We start from the raw sequence: 19,006 nt of genomic DNA, 5'->3' as shown, positions 1-19,006 counted from the left end.
ATTCACAAACCATCACTGTTCAAGATACTACTGCTCCTGCATTTGTTGAAGCTTTACCTGCCGATGCAACTGTTGAATGTGATGCGGTGCCTACTGCTGATACTTTAACAGCTACCGATAACTGTGGCGATGCTACAGTAACCTTTGATGAAACTATCACTGAAGGTGCTTGTGCCGGTGAGTCTGTTATCGTAAGAACATGGACTGCAACTGATGAATGTGGTAATGAAACTTCTCATTCACAAACCATCACTGTTCAAGATAATACGGCTCCTGCATTTGTTGAAGCTTTACCTGCCGATGCAACGGTTGAATGTGACGCTGTTCCTACTGCTGATACTTTAACAGCTACCGATAACTGTGGCGATGCTACTGTTACCTTTAATGAAACTATCACTGAAGGTGCTTGTGCCGGTGAGTCTACAATAGTAAGAACCTGGACTGCTACGGATGAATGTGGTAATGAAACTTCTCATTCACAAACAATCACTGTTCAAGATACTACTGCTCCTACATTTGTTGAAGCTTTACCTGCCGATGCAACTGTTGAATGTGATGCAGTACCAACTGCTGATACTTTAACAGCTACCGATAACTGTGGCGATGCTACTGTTACCTTCGAAGAAGTAACTAATGAAGGTGAGTGTGCCGGTGAGTTTACCGTAGTGAGAACCTGGACTGCAACTGATGAATGTGGTAATGAGACTTCTCATTCACAAACCATCACTGTTCAAGATACTACTGCTCCTACTTTTGTTGAAGCTTTACCTGCCGATGCAACTGTTGAATGTGATGCAGTACCAACTGCTGAAACTTTAACAGCTACTGATAACTGTGGCGATGCTACTGTTACCTTCGAAGAAGTAACTAATGAAGGTGAGTGTGCCGGTGAGTTTACCGTAGTGAGAACATGGACTGCAACTGATGAATGTGGTAATGAGACTTCTCATTCACAAACCATCACTGTTCAAGATACTACTGCTCCTGCATTTGTTGAAGCTTTACCTGCCGATGCAACTGTTGAATGTGATGCGGTACCAACTGCTGATACTTTAACAGCTACCGATAACTGTGGCGATGCTACTGTTACCTTCGAAGAAGTAACTAATGAAGGTGAGTGTTCCGGTGAGTTTACTGTAGTGAGAACCTGGACTGCTACTGATGAATGTGGTAATGAAACTTCTCATTCACAAACCATCACTGTTCAAGATACTACTGCTCCTGCATTTGTTGAAGCTTTACCTGCCGATGCAACTGTTGAATGTGATGCGGTACCAACTGCTGAAACTTTAACAGCTACTGATAACTGTGGCGATGCTACTGTTACCTTCGAAGAAGTAACTAATGAAGGTGAGTGTGCCGGTGAGTTTACCGTAGTGAGAATCTGGACTGCTACTGATGAATGTGGTAATGAAACTTCTCATTCACAAACCATCACTGTTCAAGATACTACTGCTCCTGCATTTGTTGAAGCTTTACCTGCCGATGCAACTGTTGAATGTGATGCGGTACCAACTGCTGAAACTTTAACAGCTACTGATAACTGTGGCGATGCTACTGTTACCTTCGAAGAAGTAACTAATGAAGGTGAGTGTGCCGGTGAGTCTGTTATTGTAAGAACTTGGACTGCTACTGATGAATGTGGTAATGAAACTTCTCATTCACAAACCATCACTGTTCAAGATACTACTGCTCCTACTTTTGTTGAAGCTTTACCTGCCGATGCAACTGTTGAATGTGATGCAGTACCAACTGCTGAAACTTTAACAGCTACTGATAACTGTGGCGATGCTACTGTTACCTTCGAAGAAGTAACTAATGAAGGTGAGTGTGCCGGTGAGTTTACCGTAGTGAGAACATGGACTGCAACTGATGAATGTGGTAATGAGACTTCTCATTCACAAACCATCACTGTTCAAGATACTACTGCTCCTGCATTTGTTGAAGCTTTACCTGCCGATGCAACTGTTGAATGTGATGCGGTACCAACTGCTGATACTTTAACAGCTACTGATAACTGTGGCGATGCTACTGTTACCTTCGAAGAAGTAACTAATGAAGGTGAGTGTTCCGGTGAGTTTACCGTAGTGAGAACCTGGACTGCTACTGATGAATGTGGTAATGAAACTTCTCATTCACAAACCATCACTGTTCAAGATAATACGGCTCCTGCATTTGTTGAAGCTTTACCTGCCGATGCAACGGTTGAATGTGACGCTGTTCCTACTGCTGATACTTTAACAGCTACCGATAACTGTGGCGATGCTACTGTTACCTTTAATGAAACTATCACTGAAGGTGCTTGTGCCGGTGAGTCTACAATAGTAAGAACCTGGACTGCTACGGATGAATGTGGTAATGAAACTTCTCATTCACAAACCATCAATCTGGTCGATAATACTGCTCCTACACTAACTAATTCTTATGAAGAAAACATCTTTGTGATTTGTGATGATATTCCAAATGCACCTGAGTTAACTTTTGAAGACGCATGTTCTACTAACATATCAGTGATATACGTCGAAAACTCAACACAAAATGATATTCCACAAAACTATCAAATCATAAGAGAATGGACTGTATCAGATGATTGTGGAAATGAATCAATTTTCACACAAACTGTAAACGTATCTGTTAAGGTTGAGTTTCAAACTATAGAAGCTGCTTTGTGTTCTGAAGATTTGTCGGTTGATTTATTTGATTATTTACCATCTAGCACCGATCAAACTGGAACATGGACTGTTGTTGGAGGTAACGCTACAATTGATGGAAGTACATTTGATCCTTCGAGTGTAGATCTTGGTGATTATGTCTTCAGATATAATTCAAATGATGACGCATGCTTTACCCAAGTATTATTAAATATGAATGTAAACGATGATTGTATTGTATTACCATGCGGATTAGATGATGTGGTTATTTCGAAAGCAGTAACACCTAACAATGATCTTATTAATGACACCTTTACAGTAACTGGTATAGAGGGCTGCGGATTTGTAATTGAAGTAGAAATATTTAACCGTTGGGGTGCCAAAATCTACGAAAACAAAAACTACCAAAACGACTGGGGTGGAGAAGCCTCTAAAAACTCGGTAGGTAATTCAGGTATAGTCCCTACTGGAACATATTATTATATCGTTAAACTAAGAAACAGTGGATTAAGTCCTATTACAGGTCCAATCTATGTTGCAACCAAATAAATTCTTAACCTATGAAGTTATCAAAGTATTTTATAACAGCTATTATACTGGCAAGTAGTTGGTTCGGGTTGGCCCAACAACTACCGCAGTTTACCCAGTATATGTATAACACCATTGCAATAAACCCAGCCTACGCAGGTAGTCGGGAAACACTAAGCTTGGTTGGTTTACATAGAAGTCAGTGGGTTGGTTTGCAGGGCGGACCATCAACATCGACCTTATCTATTCACAGTCCGATGAAAAATGAAAAAGTCGGACTCGGATTATCCTTTATAGACGATCAATTAGGATATGAAAATTTCTCATACATTTATGGAGATTTCTCGTATACCATTCAAACCGGTGAACAAACTAAATTAGCCTTCGGGTTGAAAGCAGGCTTTACCCATTATGGTTTAGATCCTGAATTTCAAAATGACCAATCTTTTGACCCAACAGTTTTCGGAGTTCAAGATCGATGGACATTTAATACAGGTGTTGGACTATATTGGCACACCAATCGCTGGTATTTAGGACTTTCAGTACCCAGAATGCTAAGAACCGATTTGAACGTCGATGAAGGATTTGCTGCACTGGAAAGATTAAGCTATTATTTTACCGGTGGTTATGTATGGGATTTAAACGAAACTGTTAAGTTCAAACCGGCATTTATGTTAAAGGCTACCAATGGTGCACCACTGTCATTCGACTTAACTGCCAACTTCCTGTTTAATGAAGTTCTTTGGTTAGGTGCAGGATACCGTGTTGATGAACAAGCGGGTGCTTTGGGCGGTATTGTTGATTTTCAAGTCTCTAAACAATTACGAATTGGTTACGCTTATGAATATCCAATATCCGATTTAAGACCTTATACCACTGGAACACACGAAGTTTTGCTTATGTTCGAAGTGTTTAAAAGTAAACGAATTAAATCCCCAAGATACTTCTAAAACCTATGATGATGAAATTAAAATTAATAACCATATGTTTTGCCTTGAGCGTTGCTTCAAGCTTCGCACAGAAAAAATTAGCTGATAAGTTCTTTGATAACTACGGCTATATAAAGGCAACCGAACTTTATAAGGAAGCTGTTAAAAAAGGTGATAGTAGTGCACACGTACTTACAAGACTTGGTGACTGTTATTACAATAACTCAGACTCTGAAAATGCCGCCATTTGGTACGGTGCAGCTTTAAAGCAACACAAAGATGTACATCCAGAATATATCTTTAAATACATTCAAACACTTAGAAGTACTGGTAACATTGAAGAGGCCGATGTTTGGACTAAAAAATTTCAATCCATACAAACTTCAGATTCAAGAATCAAAGGCTACAATCCGGATGAAGACGATTTCCTTAAGAAATTTGCTCCAAGAACAGATAAGGTTGTAAATATAGAAGGTGTTCCTTTTAACACTCCTAATTCAGATTTTGGTTCCTACATTCACAACGGGAAGATGTATTTTGCATCTGCAAAACCTGATAATAACGGTAAAGTCTATAATTGGAATAAGGAACCGTTCTTAGATATTTTTGAGGTATCAGTTACTGAAGATAACGGCAAAACCAAATTTGGAACGCCTAATTTTTTAAATGCTCAAAAAATTAATACCGACTATCACGAAGCTATTGTTGCTATTACAAACGATGGAAAAACCCTTTATTTCACTAGAGATAACGTAACAAAACGAAACAAACTTGATTATAATAAAAAAGGTACTTCAAATTTAAAAATTTATAAAGCGACGCTACAAGAAGATGGATCATGGGGTGATATTAAAGAATTACCTTTTAACGATACCAATACTTCTAATGGTCATCCTGCGCTAAATCCTGAAAACGATAAATTATATTTTGTATCCGATCGCGAGGGAGGCTATGGCCAAACAGATATTTACTACGTTGATATCTTAGAAGACGGAAAGTATGGTGAACCCCAAAATTTAGGTCCTTTAGTAAACACGCAAGGTCGCGAAATGTTCCCTTTTATTGATAAAGAAAATACTTTATATTTTTCGTCCGACGGTTTTTTAAACCTTGGCTTGTTAGATATTTTTAAATCTGATATCTTAAAAGGAATTGAATCAGACCCTAAGAATTTAGGTGAACCCTATAACAGTGGTTATGATGATTTTGCGTATTTTATAGATAACGAGACACAAAAGGGTTATTTCTCTTCTAACAGACTTGGTGGTCAAGGTGGTGATGATATTTATCAATTCAACAGCTATACCTGTTCACAAAGTATTACCGGTATTGCGAGAGATTCAAAAACAAATACCGTATTGCCAGGGGTTACTGTGCGATTGATTGATACAAATGGAATTGTTTTAAGCCAAACCGAAACTAATGCCGACGGAACATATGAGTTTAAAGACGTTGATTGTAACCAAACTTATAATGTGGTTGGTAGTTTAGACGATTATAAAGAAGACAAAACAGTAGTTAATACAGACGATGAAAATGGTAGTAAAAACGAAGCGAACTTATATTTAACTCCGTTAATTATTGATAATCAAATTGTCATTAACCCAATTTTCTTCGATTTTGACAAATGGAATATTAGAACCGATGCTGAATATGAGTTAGAAAATATTGTTGATGTCATGAGAAAACATCCAACTATGGTGATTAAAATTGAATCACATACAGACAGTCGAGGTAGCAATAACTACAATATGAAGCTTTCAGACAGAAGAGCAAAATCAACTCAAGATTATTTATTGTCGAGAGGTATAACTCCTGAAAGAATAGAAAGTGCTATTGGATATGGAGAAACACAATTACTAAACAAATGTTCTGACGGCGTTAAATGTACACCAGAAGAGCACCAACTTAACAGAAGATCTTATTTCTATATAATAAAGGAATAATATAATCAAAACTTAACTAAATAAGAAGCCATCCATAACGGGTGGCTTTTTTTTTGACATATTTTTCATGTCAATATTAATTTATACATCATTGAATTTAATAATCATAAAATTAACAGTGAAGTTTTAGATAAAGCAAGTTTATAATACAAAACAATTCGGTTTAAGAAAGCTCGTCTAATGAAAATTTCATGAAACATTACACAATCATTCTATTTTAATACAAGACTTATATGTGAACTATTGGTTTCATTTTATAGTAAAACAAAGTCATATTAATGACCAATAAGCGAATTATTGTTGATTTGAAATCTGTAGTACCGTAGAATGAAATAACTTTCTTGAATACCCTTTAATTTGCTGATTCGGCCTTAACCCTGTCCGGCAGTCGATCGGGCATGAAATAAGTTAAGAAGAGAAAAACTCGTGTTTTAAAATGTCTCATCGCTCGTTCCCCGCTCTATCTAAATGACAAGCTTTACTTGAAAATTTAAAGAAACTAAAGGAATCCGAATTATATTAAAGGAGTTGATATTTAATTAGATATAAAGTTAGGAGTTGAGGTATTTTAAAAAGTACCACAATACTATCCAATAAAAAAGCCACAAGATAAATGCGGCTTTTGAAACTATTAATCAAATTATCGCATTTATCGCTTGATAAAAATATTTGTGTAGTACCATCTGCCCTGTTCATTTTGTTCAGCAGAAATATCAAAATCTGTAAAATCACCTTCAATAGTTTCTCTATGTCCTTCACTTTTTAACCAAGCATTCACAACTGCTTGGGCTGAATTAAAAGAATAAGCCACATTCTCGGCCACTCTTGAGGCTCTGGCGTGTTGTTCTAAGCTGCTTTTTCTTTGAAAGAAGTTATCATGATTTACTTGATTAACTTCAATCATATAATCAGTATGTGAAAATGCAACCGATTTAACAACATTATGATTTCTCAGCGGTGTTAAACCGATACTAATTCTGTGTTCATTAATTAATTCCATAATCTCCAATTCAATCACTTTGGCCTGTGGTGCCTGATTGATGTTAAGAGTACTTACTTCTTCAGGGAAACTTTCTGTTGAGCAAGATGTGAAGCCAACAAGTGCTATAAATGCCAATAACGGCAAGGTCATAGAAACTTTCATAAGTAGGGTATTTTAGATTTGGTTTAGTAAAATTAACCGCTACTCTGAGTATGACTGTTAAAGAAATGTTAAAATCGACAAACTACGTGTTTTTTATCGTTTTTAGGTGTATTTCGTCGATTATTTATAATTATTCTAAGTATTTTAGTGTATTACATCTATTAATAATGCATTTTGTCGATGTTTTGAGATCTTTGTAATCTCATTAAAATCATGGAGACAGACGTTCAATAATCCAATTAAAATCTGCATCGAGTGAATATCTAATTCTGTCGTGTAACCTGTTGGGTCTACCTTGCCAAAATTCAATTTCAACTGGTTTTACAATAAATCCACCCCAAAATGGCGGACGGGGTATTTCTTTACCGTTAAATTCTACTTCAAGGTTCTTAAGTTTATTTTCTATTTCTTCTCTGTTCTCAATAACTGAACTTTGATTAGAAACCCAAGCGCCTAACTGACTTCCTCTGGGTCTGGTTTCAAAATAACCATCGCTTAAATTATCCGCAATTTTCTCGGCATTGCCCTTAATTATTATCTGTTGCTCCGTACCATGCCAGAAGAAAGACAAGCTCACCTTATTATTCTTTAATAATGACTTTCCTTTTTCACTATTGTAATTGGTGTAAAAAATAAAACCTTCGTAAGTGTACTTTTTTAACAGTACAACTCTACCTCGTGGAAATCCGTCGCTACCTATAGTTGAAATGGTCATGGCATTAGCCTCAATTTCTGGAAAATTTAAATCTACCTCATAAAACCACTTTTGGAAAAGTTCCAGCGGGTTTTCAGGAATATCGCTCTCCAGCAACTCCCTTTTCTTATAGGTTTTACGATAATTACTTAAATCGTTATCCATAAACTCAATTTTTAATCAAAAATAAGGATTATGTAATTATTAGTTGGACAATCCATAAAAATATATATATTCGAAAAAATATTATCTGTGTGAAATTTGAAGAATCTGAATACGTTAAATCTTTTAACTATTGTAAAATTGTATTAGAATTTGGTGAGTTTTTCTTTTGTGAAAAATTTGTTATTGGAGAAATATTTGAAGACGTAGATTACGGTTGGGATAAAATTGAGGCAGTTGCTGTATTAATTGTTGAACATTATGGCAACAACCCAAAAATAGGTTATATTTCAAATAGAATTAACTCCTACTCCAACGATCCCAGGTTGTGGACTAAATTCCATGAAACATACGATTTGGTTATTGCCAATGCAATTGTATCTTATACCAAATTTAGCCATCTCAATGCCGATATCGAAAAACGCCTCACAACCAAAAGTACCAAACGTTGTTTTAGTTTAGACGAAGCGATTAATTGGATGTTAAATTTAGAAGAATTTAAAAATTAAATACTTTACCATCATCGGCCAACTCAACATTGTCAAAAACACGTTGCGCTTCTATCTTAAATAAATTTAAGTCATCGTAACGGGTTGAATAATGACCTAAAATTAACGTTCCAGCATTAGCATCTCTGGCAATTAACGCAGCTTGTTTGGCAGTGCTGTGCTTTGTGGGTTCGCATAGGTGTTCGTGTTTATCCAGAAAAGTAGATTCGTGATAAATTGCCGTTACATTCATTACAATTGGTACAATATCTGGTTTATAAACCGTATCGCTGCAAAAGGCATAGCTCTTAGGTGTTGGCGGATCAAAAGTAACCTCTTCATTTGAAATCAGCCGGCCATGTTCGTTTTCAATGTCAAAACCTTGTTTTAGCTTATTGTAGTAGGCTTTGTTTATATTCAATATTTTTGCGGCCTCAACATCTAGCGTTCTTTCTCCTGGTTTTTCCTTAAATAGATAACCATTGGCATAAATACGATGTTTCAAAGGAATGGTTCTTACTTCAACTTTTTCATCTTCAAAAATCAATTCAGACTGGCTTGATTCTAATTCATGAAAATACAGATTGTAATTGGTCCAGGAATCTGAGAGTTTTAATTGTAGTGTAATCACTTCTTTTATTCCTTTTGGTCCGTAAATATGTAAATCGGTTTCACGTTTTAAAAGTCTAAATGTTGATATCAAACCTATTAAACCAAAATAATGATCACCGTGGAGATGTGATATAAAGATGTGCTTTATTCTTGCAAATTTTATCTTTTGTTGTCTTAGTTGTACCTGTGTGCCTTCACCACAATCTATTAGAAAAATATGGTTGTTAATTTCAAGCACCTGAGATGTTGGATTATTATCAAATCGAGGTGTTGCACTATAACAGCCTAATATGGTTAACTTCATTTTTTAGAATAATTTTACCCGAAAGTTCAATTTGAAACCTTCAATAAATTTTATGGGAATGCATTTTGCATTAAAAACCCAAATCGCGCTCCATTTCTTCCATTTCAATAATATCGATGGCTTCTTGAATGGTTGGTACAATTATTAATTCGTCCGGTACATCATTAAGATTGAACTTATCTGTGACGATCACAAAAGAATGCTTTTTTGACCTATGCTTGGTTGAAATTAATATAAAATGAAGCACATCGTCAAGTACCAAGGTTTTAAATCCCGAAAGACTTACGATAACATTATCATTCTTAAATTTTGGATAAGCATCGTATATTTGCTGCACCAAGTCTGCAATAGTTTCAGTTTGTTGAGTGATGGTAACAATACCATTGGAAGAGTCTAAAATCATAGGATTAATGCTTTATTTTCGACGCTAATAAATAAATAACTGCCATTCTCACAGCCACCCCATTTTCAACCTGATTAAGAATAATGGAATGTTGAGAATCTGCCACATCACTGGTTATTTCAACACCACGGTTTATGGGTCCGGGATGCATAATCACGATTTCCTTATCTAATTTATTTAAGATTTCTCTTGACACACCGTATTGCTGTGCATACTCTCTGGTTGAAGGGAAATAATTTACTTCCATCCTTTCATTTTGCACTCTTAACATATTGGCTACATCGCACCAATTTAAGGCTTTCAATAGATTGGTTTCAACTTGTACACCAAGACTACTTATGTATTTTGGTAACAAAGTTTTTGGACCGCAAACCATGACTTCTGCTCCCTGTTTTTGAAGTGCATAAATATTTGAAAGTGCTACTCTACTATGTAAAATATCTCCAACTATTACTACCTTTTTACCGTTTACAGTTCCTAATTTTTCTTTAATGGAATATGAATCCAACAGCGCCTGAGTGGGATGTTCGTGAGCGCCATCGCCGGCATTGATAATGGTGGCACTGATGTGCTTTGACAGAAATACACAAGCACCGGGATTGGGATGGCGCATTACCACCATATCGACTTTCATTGATAAAATATTGTTGACTGTATCAATTAAAGTTTCTCCTTTTTTAACAGAAGATTGAGCGGCCGAAAAATTGATAATATCGGCTGATAGCCGTTTTTCCGCCAATTCAAACGACAGTTTTGTTCGGGTTGAGTTTTCAAAAAATAAATTGGCAACAGTAATATCTCTTAAAGAAGGTACCTTTTTGATTGGCCGGTTGATAACTTCTTTAAATTGATCGGCTGTTTCAAAAATTAAGTCAATATCATCTGAAGTGAGATATTTTATTCCTAGTAAGTGATTAACGCTCAGTGCGCTCATTTGTTATTTATTTATAAGGTAAACGGCGTCTTCTCCGTTATTTTCTTTCCAGTTTACAATTACTTTTTCATTATTGATGGCATCTACCTGTCTGCCTCTGTAATCGGGCTGAATGGGCAAATGCCTGCTAAACCTTCTATCTATCAGCGTTAATAATTCTATGTGTCTTGGTCTGCCAAAAGATTGAATGGCTGTTAATGCTGCCCTGATACTTCTACCTGTGTACAACACATCATCAATAAACACTACATTTTTATCTTCAACTAAAAAATCAATATGTGTAGCATTAGCGGCCAGAGGTTTATCACCACGCCTAAAATCGTCTCTAAAAAAAGTGATGTCTAGCGAACCCAGTTCAACTTTACTAATATTGTAGTTATTAATAAGCATGTCGGCCAGTCTTTTGGCTAAAAAAGTTCCTCTGGGTTGAATACCAATTAATACAGTATCTGAAAAATCATTATGGTTTTCGATGAGTTGACAAGCCAATCTATTTAAAATGATGTCAATTTCTTTGGCTGATAGCAGTAATTTTTTACTCATATAACTGAAACCTCTGTGGCTGTAAAGTTAATAAAATTTAATTGTTGCATATTTAATTTTGTAGCATAAAAAAACCTCCCAAAAATTGAGAGGTTTTTTATTGCTTATAATTTGGTATTATTATTTACCATCCATTTTATCTTTAAGCGCTTGCAACACATCGTTTGCATCGCCAAAAGTTGGTTTTGCTTCATCTGCAGCCGCTTCCGCTTTTTTAACAGCAGCTTTTACAATTTTAGCTTCTTCTTCTTTAAAAATAGCCGTATGAGAAGCCACTACTCTTTTGAATTCTTTATTGAATTCAATAATTTTAAATTCGACAGTTTCTCCTTTAGCTAATTTTTTACCGTCTTCTTTTTCAAGATGTCTGGTAGGAACAAATGCTAAAATATCCTCATTAAATTTAACTGTAGCGCCTTTATCAACCAACTCGATAACTTCTCCCTGGTGATTGGTATCAACAGCAAAATCGGTTTCGTACTTATCCCATGGATTTGCAGTAGTTTGCTTGTGACCAAGACTTAATTTTCTACCTTCAACATCCAGTTCAAGTACAACAACATCTAACTTATCACCTACAGCACAAAACTCACTTGGGTGTTTAATTTTCTTAGTCCAAGATAAATCAGAGATGTAAATCAATCCGTCTATACCTTCTTCTAATTCAACAAATACACCAAAGTTTGTAAAGTTTCTTACGATACCAACATGCTTAGAACCTACAGGATATTTACCTGTAATATCAGTCCATGGGTCTGGCGTAAGTTGCTTGATACCAAGAGACATTTTTCTCTCTTCGCGATCTAAAGTAAGAACTACGGCTTCAATTTCGTCACCAACAGAGACGAAGTCTTGAGCAGAACGCAAATGTGTTGACCAAGACATTTCACTTACGTGAACAAGTCCTTCAACACCATCGGCTACTTCAACAAAAGCACCATAGTCTGCAATAACTACTACTTTGCCTTTTACTTTATCACCAACTTTAACCTCTTCACCTAAGGCATCCCATGGGTGTTTGTTAAGTTGTTTTAAACCAAGTTGAATTCTTGATTTATCTTCATCAAAATCAAGGATTACCACGTTCAATTTTTGATCTAACTCAACAATCTCGTTTGGATGGTTGATTCTAGACCATGATAAATCTGTAATGTGAATTAAACCATCAACACCACCTAAATCAATAAACACACCGTAAGAAGTAATGTTTTTAACAACACCTTCTAACACTTGTCCTTTTTCTAATTGGCCAATGATTTCTTTTTTCTGTTCTTCAATATCTGCTTCAATCAATGCTTTGTGAGACACTACAATGTTTTTGAATTCGTGGTTGATTTTAACCACTTTAAATTCCATTGTTTTGTTGACGTATTGATCGTAATCGCGAATTGGTTTTACATCAATTTGTGAACCCGGTAAGAATGCTTCAATTCCAAAAACATCTACAATCATACCACCTTTGGTTCTGCATTTTACAAAACCGTTTACAATTTCGCCTTTATCGTGAGCCGCATTAACGCGATCCCATGCCTTAATAACTCTTGCTTTACGGTGCGATAATACCAATTGACCTGTTGCGTCTTCACGCACATCAATAAGCACTTCTACCTTATCACCAACTTTTAAATCGGGGTTGTATCTAAATTCATTTAGAGATACAACACCTTCAGATTTTGCATTAATGTCGATAATAGCATCTCTGTCTGTAATGTGAATTACAGTACCTTCAACCACTTCATCATCAAGCGTATCAACGAAATTTTCTTTAACTAACTTTTCAAATTCTAGAAGTTTTTGGTCATCAACCTGGTCGATACCTTCTTCGTAATTATGCCAGTTAAAATCTTTTAGGAATTGTTCAGGATTTGCCTGAGCTTGAGAAACTACGGGAGTTTCTACTGTTGCCTCAGTTGCTTCAACTTCAGCGGGATTTGTTTTTTCTTCAGCCATTTGCTGATAATTAATTTGTATTCTGAACGCTACGGAGTTTTAAACGAACAACAATTCAGAAGTGTTATTTTTTTCCTTATCCTTTTGCTACTCCGTACTATTCGCCAAAAGGAGCGCAAAAATACAATTTAATACTTTGAAAACCAAATTAATTTATAGCATAAAATTATAGACTTAATTTAAACTTAAAATAACTTAAAAGACTCATCATTTTTATTGTAATTTTCTTATCTTTATAACTCATTTTTAACTTAAAATCAATTTATTATGGTAAAAGAAAAATATCAAGCAGTATTAGATTTAGGTGCCTCTTTAAACATTAAAGACGGTGACGTAAAAGAAGAAAACGGCACGCTAAAAGTGAATGGCACGGCCAACACCCAATACGAAAAGAACCTATTATGGGATAAAATTAAAGAAATAGGTGGCGAAAATCCAACCGATATTATGGCCGATATTAAAGTGGCAGACAATTCAGTTTTCCACCGTCATGTAGTCAAAAAGGGAGAAACCTTGGGAAAAATTGCTCAGAAATATTACGGTAAAGCATCTCTTTACAACAAAATTTTTGAAGCCAATACCGAGAAGCTAAAAAATCCGGATATGATTTACCCGGACCAAGAACTGGTTATACCAAATCCATAACAGTTAATAGGCAGCCAAATGGTTGACTTTTTTACAATGCCTTTTGAATGGCTTTTTTACAAATAGCTAAAAGTAGATTGAATTGTTCTTCTCTGCTTAAATTTGAATTGTCAAATAACACTGCATCTTCGGCTTGAGCTAAAGGAGAATCGTCGCGGTTGGTATCTATAAAATCACGTTCTTCAATATTCTTTAAAACCTCTTGATAATTTACTTCCTGACCTTTGTTTTGCAACTCTTCTAGCCTTCGTTTGGCACGAGTTTCGGCAGAGGCCGTCATAAATATTTTTAACTCTGCCTCAGGAAAAACAACGGTGCCAATATCGCGGCCATCCATTACAATACCTTTTTCTTTTCCCATTTCCTGTTGTTGCTCAACTAACTTTTTTCGAACTTCAGAAATTTCGGCAATTTTACTCACAAAATTCGATACGCGAAGTGTTCTTATTTCATTTTCAATATTTTGACCATTTAAGTAAACCTCTGCAAAACCTAGTTCTGCATTAAATTTAAAGGATATGCGAATGCGTTCTAAATGTTTTATTAGTTGATCTTTATAAAAAAAATCAACTCCAATAAGGTCATTTTCCAAGGCATAAAAGGTTACTGCGCGGTACATTGCACCACTGTCTACATAAATATAACGCAGGGCTGCCGCCAATTGTTTGGCTACCGTACTTTTTCCGGTTGAAGAAAAACCGTCTATAGCTATGATGATTTTTTTATTCATTATCTCAAATCAATTTGAAGTCCGAAAAAGCTGCTATTTCCTGCTGCCGTGTATCTTGCATGGGTGTAACTAAATCTCATTTTATTCATTTTTATTCCTACACCAAACGACAAACCCGAGAAATTTCGTTGGTCTTCAATTCTTAGTTCTTCGGCACGCCTAAAACTGTAGCCCAATCTAATATTAAATCCTTTTTCAGGAAACAATTCAGCACCAATAATGGTATGCCTAATGAGTTCTCCAACAAATCCAATTTTTTCAGGAGTTTGATTACCGTCTAAATCGGTTTCAATTCTGGCTGGATTAGAGCGTGCAATTGGCCATTGTTGTAAATTTTCGAAAGTCAAATGCCATCGTATTGGCACATATTGTAAGGTTTGCGATAGACCTAAAATAACTTCCAACGGCAAGGGTTCGTTCAATCCGGCATAAGTTTTAAATTGAGCGCCTACATTTCTTACTGAAAGTGCGGCTCTAAAATCTAATTTTTCGTTGATATAAAGTGCACCAAAATCGAAGGCACCACCAATTGAATTATAAATTTCCAGTTGAGACGTAATGAGTTTTAAATTGGCACCAATATAAAAATCGGTGTAAGGAATATTATAAGCGTATCCCAGAGATAAGGCCGTTTCACTGCCGTTAAAAGATCCTGTTGAAATGCCGTTTAAGTCGTAACCATCAAAACTGCCGTAATTGATATAGGTGACGCCTATATGAAAGGTTTGCAAACGTCTGTCCCAAGTATAAGCATAAGCAGCCGTACCATAACTAATACCACCTAAATAACTAGAGTAATTTAAGGCCAATTGATTATCCATTTCGGCATTAATAGACGCCGGATTGTAAATGCCATCAGTTACGTCGTAATCGTAATTAGTGATGGTTTTTCCACCAAGAGCAGCTTGCCGTGGTGATGATATTAAATTTAAAAATTGATAGGTAGACTCGCCTCCAACCTGCGCCAATGCCAAAGCACACGAACAAAAGAATAACGTCAAGATTAAAGGATTGCGCATAGGCTGCAAAATAACTAAATCTTAATTAAAACGATACTAAGCAATTTTTATTTTTTAGCCTGTAATCATACTCATGTTGCTGCTGCCTGGATATTATAGAATTTTTGCGTTTTTTACTTTTTGTTTGGTAAGTGCAATTTCCAAAACTTCGCTCATTTCCTTAACATAATGAAATGTAAGTCCTTTTAAGTACTCGGCTTTAATCTCGGCGATATCGCGTTTGTTGTCTTCACACAAAATAATCTCTTTAATTCTTGCCCGTTTGGCAGCCAGAATTTTTTCTTTAATACCACCAACAGGTAACACTTTTCCTCGCAATGTGATTTCGCCGGTCATGGCCAAGCTCTTCTTAACTTTGCGTTGCGTAAATAAAGACATAAGTGAGGTGAGCATGGTTATACCGGCACTAGGACCGTCTTTTGGTGTGGCACCTTCAGGTACGTGAATGTGTACATTATACTTACCAAAAATATCAGAATTGACGCCAAAATCTTCAGCATTGGCCTTAATGTATTCCATGGCAATAGTGGCCGATTCTTTCATGACCTTGCCCAAATTTCCTGTAATATTCAAATCTCCTTTACCTTTTGATAAAATAGATTCTATAAACAAAATATCGCCGCCAACGCTGGTCCATGCCAAACCGGTAACCACGCCGGCTACTTCGTTATTTTCGTATTTATCTCTTTCCAATTTAGGAGAACCTAGTACTTCAACAATATCTTCGTTGGTAACCTTAAGATTGTACTTTTCTTCCATAGCAATGTTCTTGGCGGCATGTCTCACCATTTTGGCAATTTGCTTTTCAAGACTTCTAACTCCTGATTCTCTGGTATATCCTTCCACAATCTTTTCTAACTGTGGTTTGGCTATTTTTAAATGGTTTGTGGTAAGGCCATGTTCTTTTAGTTGTTTTGGCAATAAGTGTCGTCTGGCGATTTCGGTTTTTTCTTCAATTGTATAACCTGTAACGTTAATAATCTCCATTCGGTCACGCAACGCAGGCTGAATGGTGCTTAGGCTGTTTGCTGTAGCTATGAACATAACTTTAGATAAGTCATACCCTACTTCAAGAAAATTATCGTAAAACTCGTTATTTTGCTCGGGATCTAACACTTCCAGCATAGCCGAAGACGGATCACCTTGGTAAGAACTAGACAACTTATCAATTTCATCTAAAACAAATACCGGATTTGAAGTTCCCGCCTTTTTTAAATTTTGCAAAATACGGCCAGGCATAGCACCGATATAGGTTTTACGGTGGCCTCTAATTTCGGCTTCGTCTCTTAATCCACCTAACGACATTCTCACGTATTCTCTACCTAAAGCTTCGGCAATGGACTTCCCTAACGAAGTTTTACCAACACCAGGCGGACCGTAAAAACAGAGTATGGGCGATTTCATATCGTTGCGAAGTTTGAGCACCGCCAGGTACTCAATAATGCGCTTTTTAACGTCTTCAAGTCCGTAATGATCACGGTCTAAAATACGTTGTGCCCGCTTCAGATCGAATTTATCTTTACTGAAGTCGTTCCAAGGTAAATCTAAAAACAAATCCAGATAGTTACGCTGAATGGAATACTCTGCTACTTGCGGATTCATACGTTGCAATTTGGCCAACTCCTTGTTGAAGTGCTCACCTACTTCATCAGACCATTTCTTTTTATCGGCTCGCTCTTGCATTTCTTCAATTTCCTCATCGTAACTCATACCACCCAATTCTTCCTGAATGGTTTTCATTTGTTGATGCAAGAAATATTCGCGTTGCTGCTGATTGATATCGCTTTGTACTTTAGATTGAATATCGTTTTTAAGCTCTAATTTTTGATATTCAACAGTCATGTATTTTAAAGTAGCCAATGCCCGTTCTTGCAAGTTGTTTATCTCTAACAACTCTTGCTTTTCTTTCACCAATAAATTCATGTTAGAAGAAACAAAATTCACTAGAAACGAATTGCTTTCTATGTTTTTAATCGCAAAAGTAGCTTCGGTTGGGATATTCGGACTCTCTTTAATAATTCGCAATGATAAATCTTTAATCGAGTCGATGATGGCCGAGAATTCCTGATTATCAACAGCCGGCTTAGCTTCGGGGACTTCTTTCACCGTGGCACTGATATAGGGTTTTTCAGAAATGATTTCATCGAGTTCAAAACGCTTTTTACCCTGAATAATAATGGTTGTGTTACCATCGGGCATTTTAAGTACTTTTAAAATACGTGCTACGGTACCTACTCTATACAAGTCGGCTGCACCCGGATCCTCAACTGCAATATCTTTTTGAGCCACGACACCAATTACCTTGCTTCCGTTATTAGCGTCATTAATTAGTTTAATAGATTTATCCCTTCCGGCGGTAATTGGAATTACAACACCAGGAAATAAAACCGTATTTCTTAATGGTAAGATTGGTAGTGCGCTGGGAAGTTTTTCATTGTTTATTTCTGCTTCGTCTTCGGGTGTCATTAGTGGAATTAATTCTGAATTTTCATCAAAATCTTGTAATGACAAACTGTCAAGACTTAAAAAATTTGTTTTTGCCATAGTGTATTTAAGGTCATTCTGTCACACAAACGGTAACAGTATCATTTAATTTGAATTCTACTCATTTACTATATTGTTGTATTTGAGTAAAATGAGTCATCTTGTTAACAAGTAATTCATGGCAATAGTTCAATTGTTATGCCATTTCAAAATAAAATTGCTAAAAAAAATTCAATTGAAGTGTAACAATTATGATGTAATTTCATCCTTAAACCAAAGCAATTGTTTTTTTGACAACCAATCAATCAAATATTAATCAGTTAATAACAGCTTGTAAACGCGGTGAGCGCACAGCACAAATAAAAGTTTACGAAAGTTACAGTAAAGCCATGTACAATACCTCGCTAAGAATAGTGAAAAATACTTTTGACGCAGAAGACATCATGCAGGAATCGTTTATTACGGCTTTTTCAAAACTTAATGACTTAAAAGACAATCAAACTTTTGGTGCCTGGCTAAAGCGAATTGTAATAAATAACAGTCTCACTTTTTTGAGACAACAACAAATTGAAGTTGAACTGGAACAGGTCTTGTATAAAATTGAGGACGAAAGTAGTGTTGAAAATTTGGAGGATTATTCGGAAGTAAAATTTCAGCAATTATCGCAAGCCATGGATACGTTAAAAGACAATTATCAATTAGCATTGAATCTTCATTATATAGAAGGTTATAATTACGATGAAATGTGCGATATATTAAACATTAGTTATGCCAATTGCCGAACGCTGGTGTCAAGAGCCAAATCTAGTTTAAAGAAAAAACTTGCAGTACACATTTAAT

16 protein-coding genes are annotated in these 19,006 nt (G+C 36.0%); 6 read left to right on the top strand and 10 right to left on the bottom strand.

Going from position 1 to position 19,006, the window contains the following annotated elements:
* The 3 genes from FJ651_RS13290 to FJ651_RS13280 all read left to right on the top strand — a co-directional run.
* Window positions 1–3,200, top strand: a 3,200-nt coding sequence (locus FJ651_RS13290; RefSeq protein WP_140991023.1) for a gliding motility-associated C-terminal domain-containing protein, incomplete at its 5' end; no start/stop codon positions are given.
* Window positions 3,201–3,211: 11 nt separating this feature from the next.
* The gene (locus tag FJ651_RS13285; RefSeq protein ID WP_140991022.1) at window positions 3,212–4,129 is read left to right on the top strand and encodes a PorP/SprF family type IX secretion system membrane protein; all 918 of its coding nucleotides are present in this window, start codon (window positions 3,212–3,214) and stop codon (window positions 4,127–4,129) included.
* Between the two features lie 11 nt (window positions 4,130–4,140).
* Entirely contained in the window at window positions 4,141–6,054 is a 1,914-nt protein-coding gene (locus FJ651_RS13280; protein WP_140991021.1) for an OmpA family protein, read from the top strand.
* A 649-nt stretch (window positions 6,055–6,703) separates the two neighbouring features.
* Here FJ651_RS13280 and FJ651_RS13275 read toward each other — a convergent pair.
* The gene (locus FJ651_RS13275) at window positions 6,704–7,198 is read right to left on the bottom strand and encodes a CAP domain-containing protein (protein ID WP_140991020.1); all 495 of its coding nucleotides are present in this window, start codon (window positions 7,196–7,198) and stop codon (window positions 6,704–6,706) included.
* Window positions 7,199–7,409: 211 nt separating this feature from the next.
* A complete protein-coding gene (gene pdxH, locus FJ651_RS13270) occupies window positions 7,410–8,057 on the bottom strand; it encodes a pyridoxamine 5'-phosphate oxidase (RefSeq protein WP_140991019.1) in 648 nt (215 codons plus the stop codon).
* 89 nt (window positions 8,058–8,146) lie between these two features.
* Between pdxH and FJ651_RS13265 the strand changes: the two genes are divergently transcribed.
* Complete coding sequence (locus FJ651_RS13265) at window positions 8,147–8,563, top strand: hypothetical protein (RefSeq protein ID WP_140991018.1); 417 nt, start codon at window positions 8,147–8,149, stop codon at window positions 8,561–8,563.
* On the opposite strand, the gene FJ651_RS13260 is transcribed toward FJ651_RS13265, so the two are convergent.
* The 5 genes from FJ651_RS13260 to rpsA all read right to left on the bottom strand — a co-directional run bounded on the left by FJ651_RS13260 (window position 8,553) and on the right by rpsA (window position 13,288).
* Window positions 8,553–9,458 (bottom strand): ribonuclease Z, encoded by a 906-nt coding sequence (locus FJ651_RS13260; protein WP_140991017.1) that lies wholly within the window; start codon window positions 9,456–9,458, stop codon window positions 8,553–8,555. The genes FJ651_RS13265 and FJ651_RS13260 overlap by 11 nt on opposite strands.
* A 70-nt stretch (window positions 9,459–9,528) precedes the next feature.
* Window positions 9,529–9,861, bottom strand: a complete 333-nt coding sequence (locus FJ651_RS13255) for a ribonuclease Z (protein ID WP_140991016.1) — start codon at window positions 9,859–9,861, stop codon at window positions 9,529–9,531.
* A 4-nt stretch (window positions 9,862–9,865) separates the two neighbouring features.
* Window positions 9,866–10,795: an aspartate carbamoyltransferase catalytic subunit gene (locus FJ651_RS13250; RefSeq protein ID WP_140991015.1), complete on the bottom strand. Its 930-nt coding sequence runs from the start codon at window positions 10,793–10,795 to the stop codon at window positions 9,866–9,868.
* 3 nt (window positions 10,796–10,798) lie between these two features.
* Window positions 10,799–11,338 carry a bifunctional pyr operon transcriptional regulator/uracil phosphoribosyltransferase PyrR gene (gene pyrR / locus FJ651_RS13245; protein WP_140991014.1) on the bottom strand — a complete coding sequence of 180 codons (540 nt, stop codon included), beginning with the start codon at window positions 11,336–11,338 and terminating at the stop codon, window positions 10,799–10,801.
* Window positions 11,339–11,458: 120 nt separating this feature from the next.
* A complete protein-coding gene (gene rpsA, locus FJ651_RS13240; RefSeq protein ID WP_140991013.1) occupies window positions 11,459–13,288 on the bottom strand; it encodes a 30S ribosomal protein S1 in 1,830 nt (609 codons plus the stop codon).
* 267 nt (window positions 13,289–13,555) lie between these two features.
* Here rpsA and FJ651_RS13235 point away from each other — a divergent pair, with 267 nt between their 5' ends.
* Window positions 13,556–13,933, top strand: a complete 378-nt coding sequence (locus FJ651_RS13235) for a LysM peptidoglycan-binding domain-containing protein (protein ID WP_140991012.1) — start codon at window positions 13,556–13,558, stop codon at window positions 13,931–13,933.
* Window positions 13,934–13,964: 31 nt separating this feature from the next.
* Here the strand turns inward: FJ651_RS13235 and cmk are convergent, their stop codons facing one another.
* The 3 genes from cmk to lon all read right to left on the bottom strand — a co-directional run bounded on the left by cmk (window position 13,965) and on the right by lon (window position 18,226).
* Window positions 13,965–14,663: a (d)CMP kinase gene (gene cmk, locus FJ651_RS13230; protein ID WP_140991011.1), complete on the bottom strand. Its 699-nt coding sequence runs from the start codon at window positions 14,661–14,663 to the stop codon at window positions 13,965–13,967.
* On the bottom strand, window positions 14,663–15,682 hold the full coding sequence (gene porQ, locus FJ651_RS13225) for a type IX secretion system protein PorQ (protein WP_140991010.1): 1,020 nt from the start codon (window positions 15,680–15,682) through the stop codon (window positions 14,663–14,665). Before porQ ends, cmk begins: the two co-directional genes overlap by 1 nt.
* A 93-nt stretch (window positions 15,683–15,775) precedes the next feature.
* The gene (gene lon / locus FJ651_RS13220; protein ID WP_140991009.1) at window positions 15,776–18,226 is read right to left on the bottom strand and encodes an endopeptidase La; all 2,451 of its coding nucleotides are present in this window, start codon (window positions 18,224–18,226) and stop codon (window positions 15,776–15,778) included.
* Between the two features lie 230 nt (window positions 18,227–18,456).
* On the opposite strand from lon, the gene FJ651_RS13215 reads away from it, so the two are divergent.
* A complete protein-coding gene (locus tag FJ651_RS13215) occupies window positions 18,457–19,005 on the top strand; it encodes an RNA polymerase sigma factor (RefSeq protein WP_140991008.1) in 549 nt (182 codons plus the stop codon).
* The last annotated feature ends 1 nt before the right edge of the window (window position 19,006 follow it).

Source organism: Paucihalobacter ruber, from assembly GCF_006494535.1.
In the GTDB taxonomy this organism is placed as follows: domain Bacteria; phylum Bacteroidota; class Bacteroidia; order Flavobacteriales; family Flavobacteriaceae; genus Paucihalobacter; species Paucihalobacter ruber.
Note: the sequence above shows the minus strand (reverse complement) of the source record. Positions and strands in the feature narration are given on the sequence as shown.

Coding starts and splice junctions, on each gene's coding strand:
- FJ651_RS13285 (WP_140991022.1), top strand. CDS start 3,212: ATGAAGTTATCAAAGTATTTTATAACAGCTATTATACTGGCAAGTAGT.
- FJ651_RS13280 (WP_140991021.1), top strand. CDS start 4,141: ATGAAATTAAAATTAATAACCATATGTTTTGCCTTGAGCGTTGCTTCA.
- FJ651_RS13275 (WP_140991020.1), bottom strand. CDS start 7,198: ATGAAAGTTTCTATGACCTTGCCGTTATTGGCATTTATAGCACTTGTT.
- pdxH (WP_140991019.1), bottom strand. CDS start 8,057: ATGGATAACGATTTAAGTAATTATCGTAAAACCTATAAGAAAAGGGAG.
- FJ651_RS13260 (WP_140991017.1), bottom strand. CDS start 9,458: ATGAAGTTAACCATATTAGGCTGTTATAGTGCAACACCTCGATTTGAT.
- FJ651_RS13255 (WP_140991016.1), bottom strand. CDS start 9,861: ATGATTTTAGACTCTTCCAATGGTATTGTTACCATCACTCAACAAACT.
- FJ651_RS13250 (WP_140991015.1), bottom strand. CDS start 10,795: ATGAGCGCACTGAGCGTTAATCACTTACTAGGAATAAAATATCTCACT.
- pyrR (WP_140991014.1), bottom strand. CDS start 11,338: ATGAGTAAAAAATTACTGCTATCAGCCAAAGAAATTGACATCATTTTA.
- rpsA (WP_140991013.1), bottom strand. CDS start 13,288: ATGGCTGAAGAAAAAACAAATCCCGCTGAAGTTGAAGCAACTGAGGCA.
- FJ651_RS13235 (WP_140991012.1), top strand. CDS start 13,556: ATGGTAAAAGAAAAATATCAAGCAGTATTAGATTTAGGTGCCTCTTTA.
- cmk (WP_140991011.1), bottom strand. CDS start 14,663: ATGAATAAAAAAATCATCATAGCTATAGACGGTTTTTCTTCAACCGGA.
- porQ (WP_140991010.1), bottom strand. CDS start 15,682: ATGCGCAATCCTTTAATCTTGACGTTATTCTTTTGTTCGTGTGCTTTG.
- lon (WP_140991009.1), bottom strand. CDS start 18,226: ATGGCAAAAACAAATTTTTTAAGTCTTGACAGTTTGTCATTACAAGAT.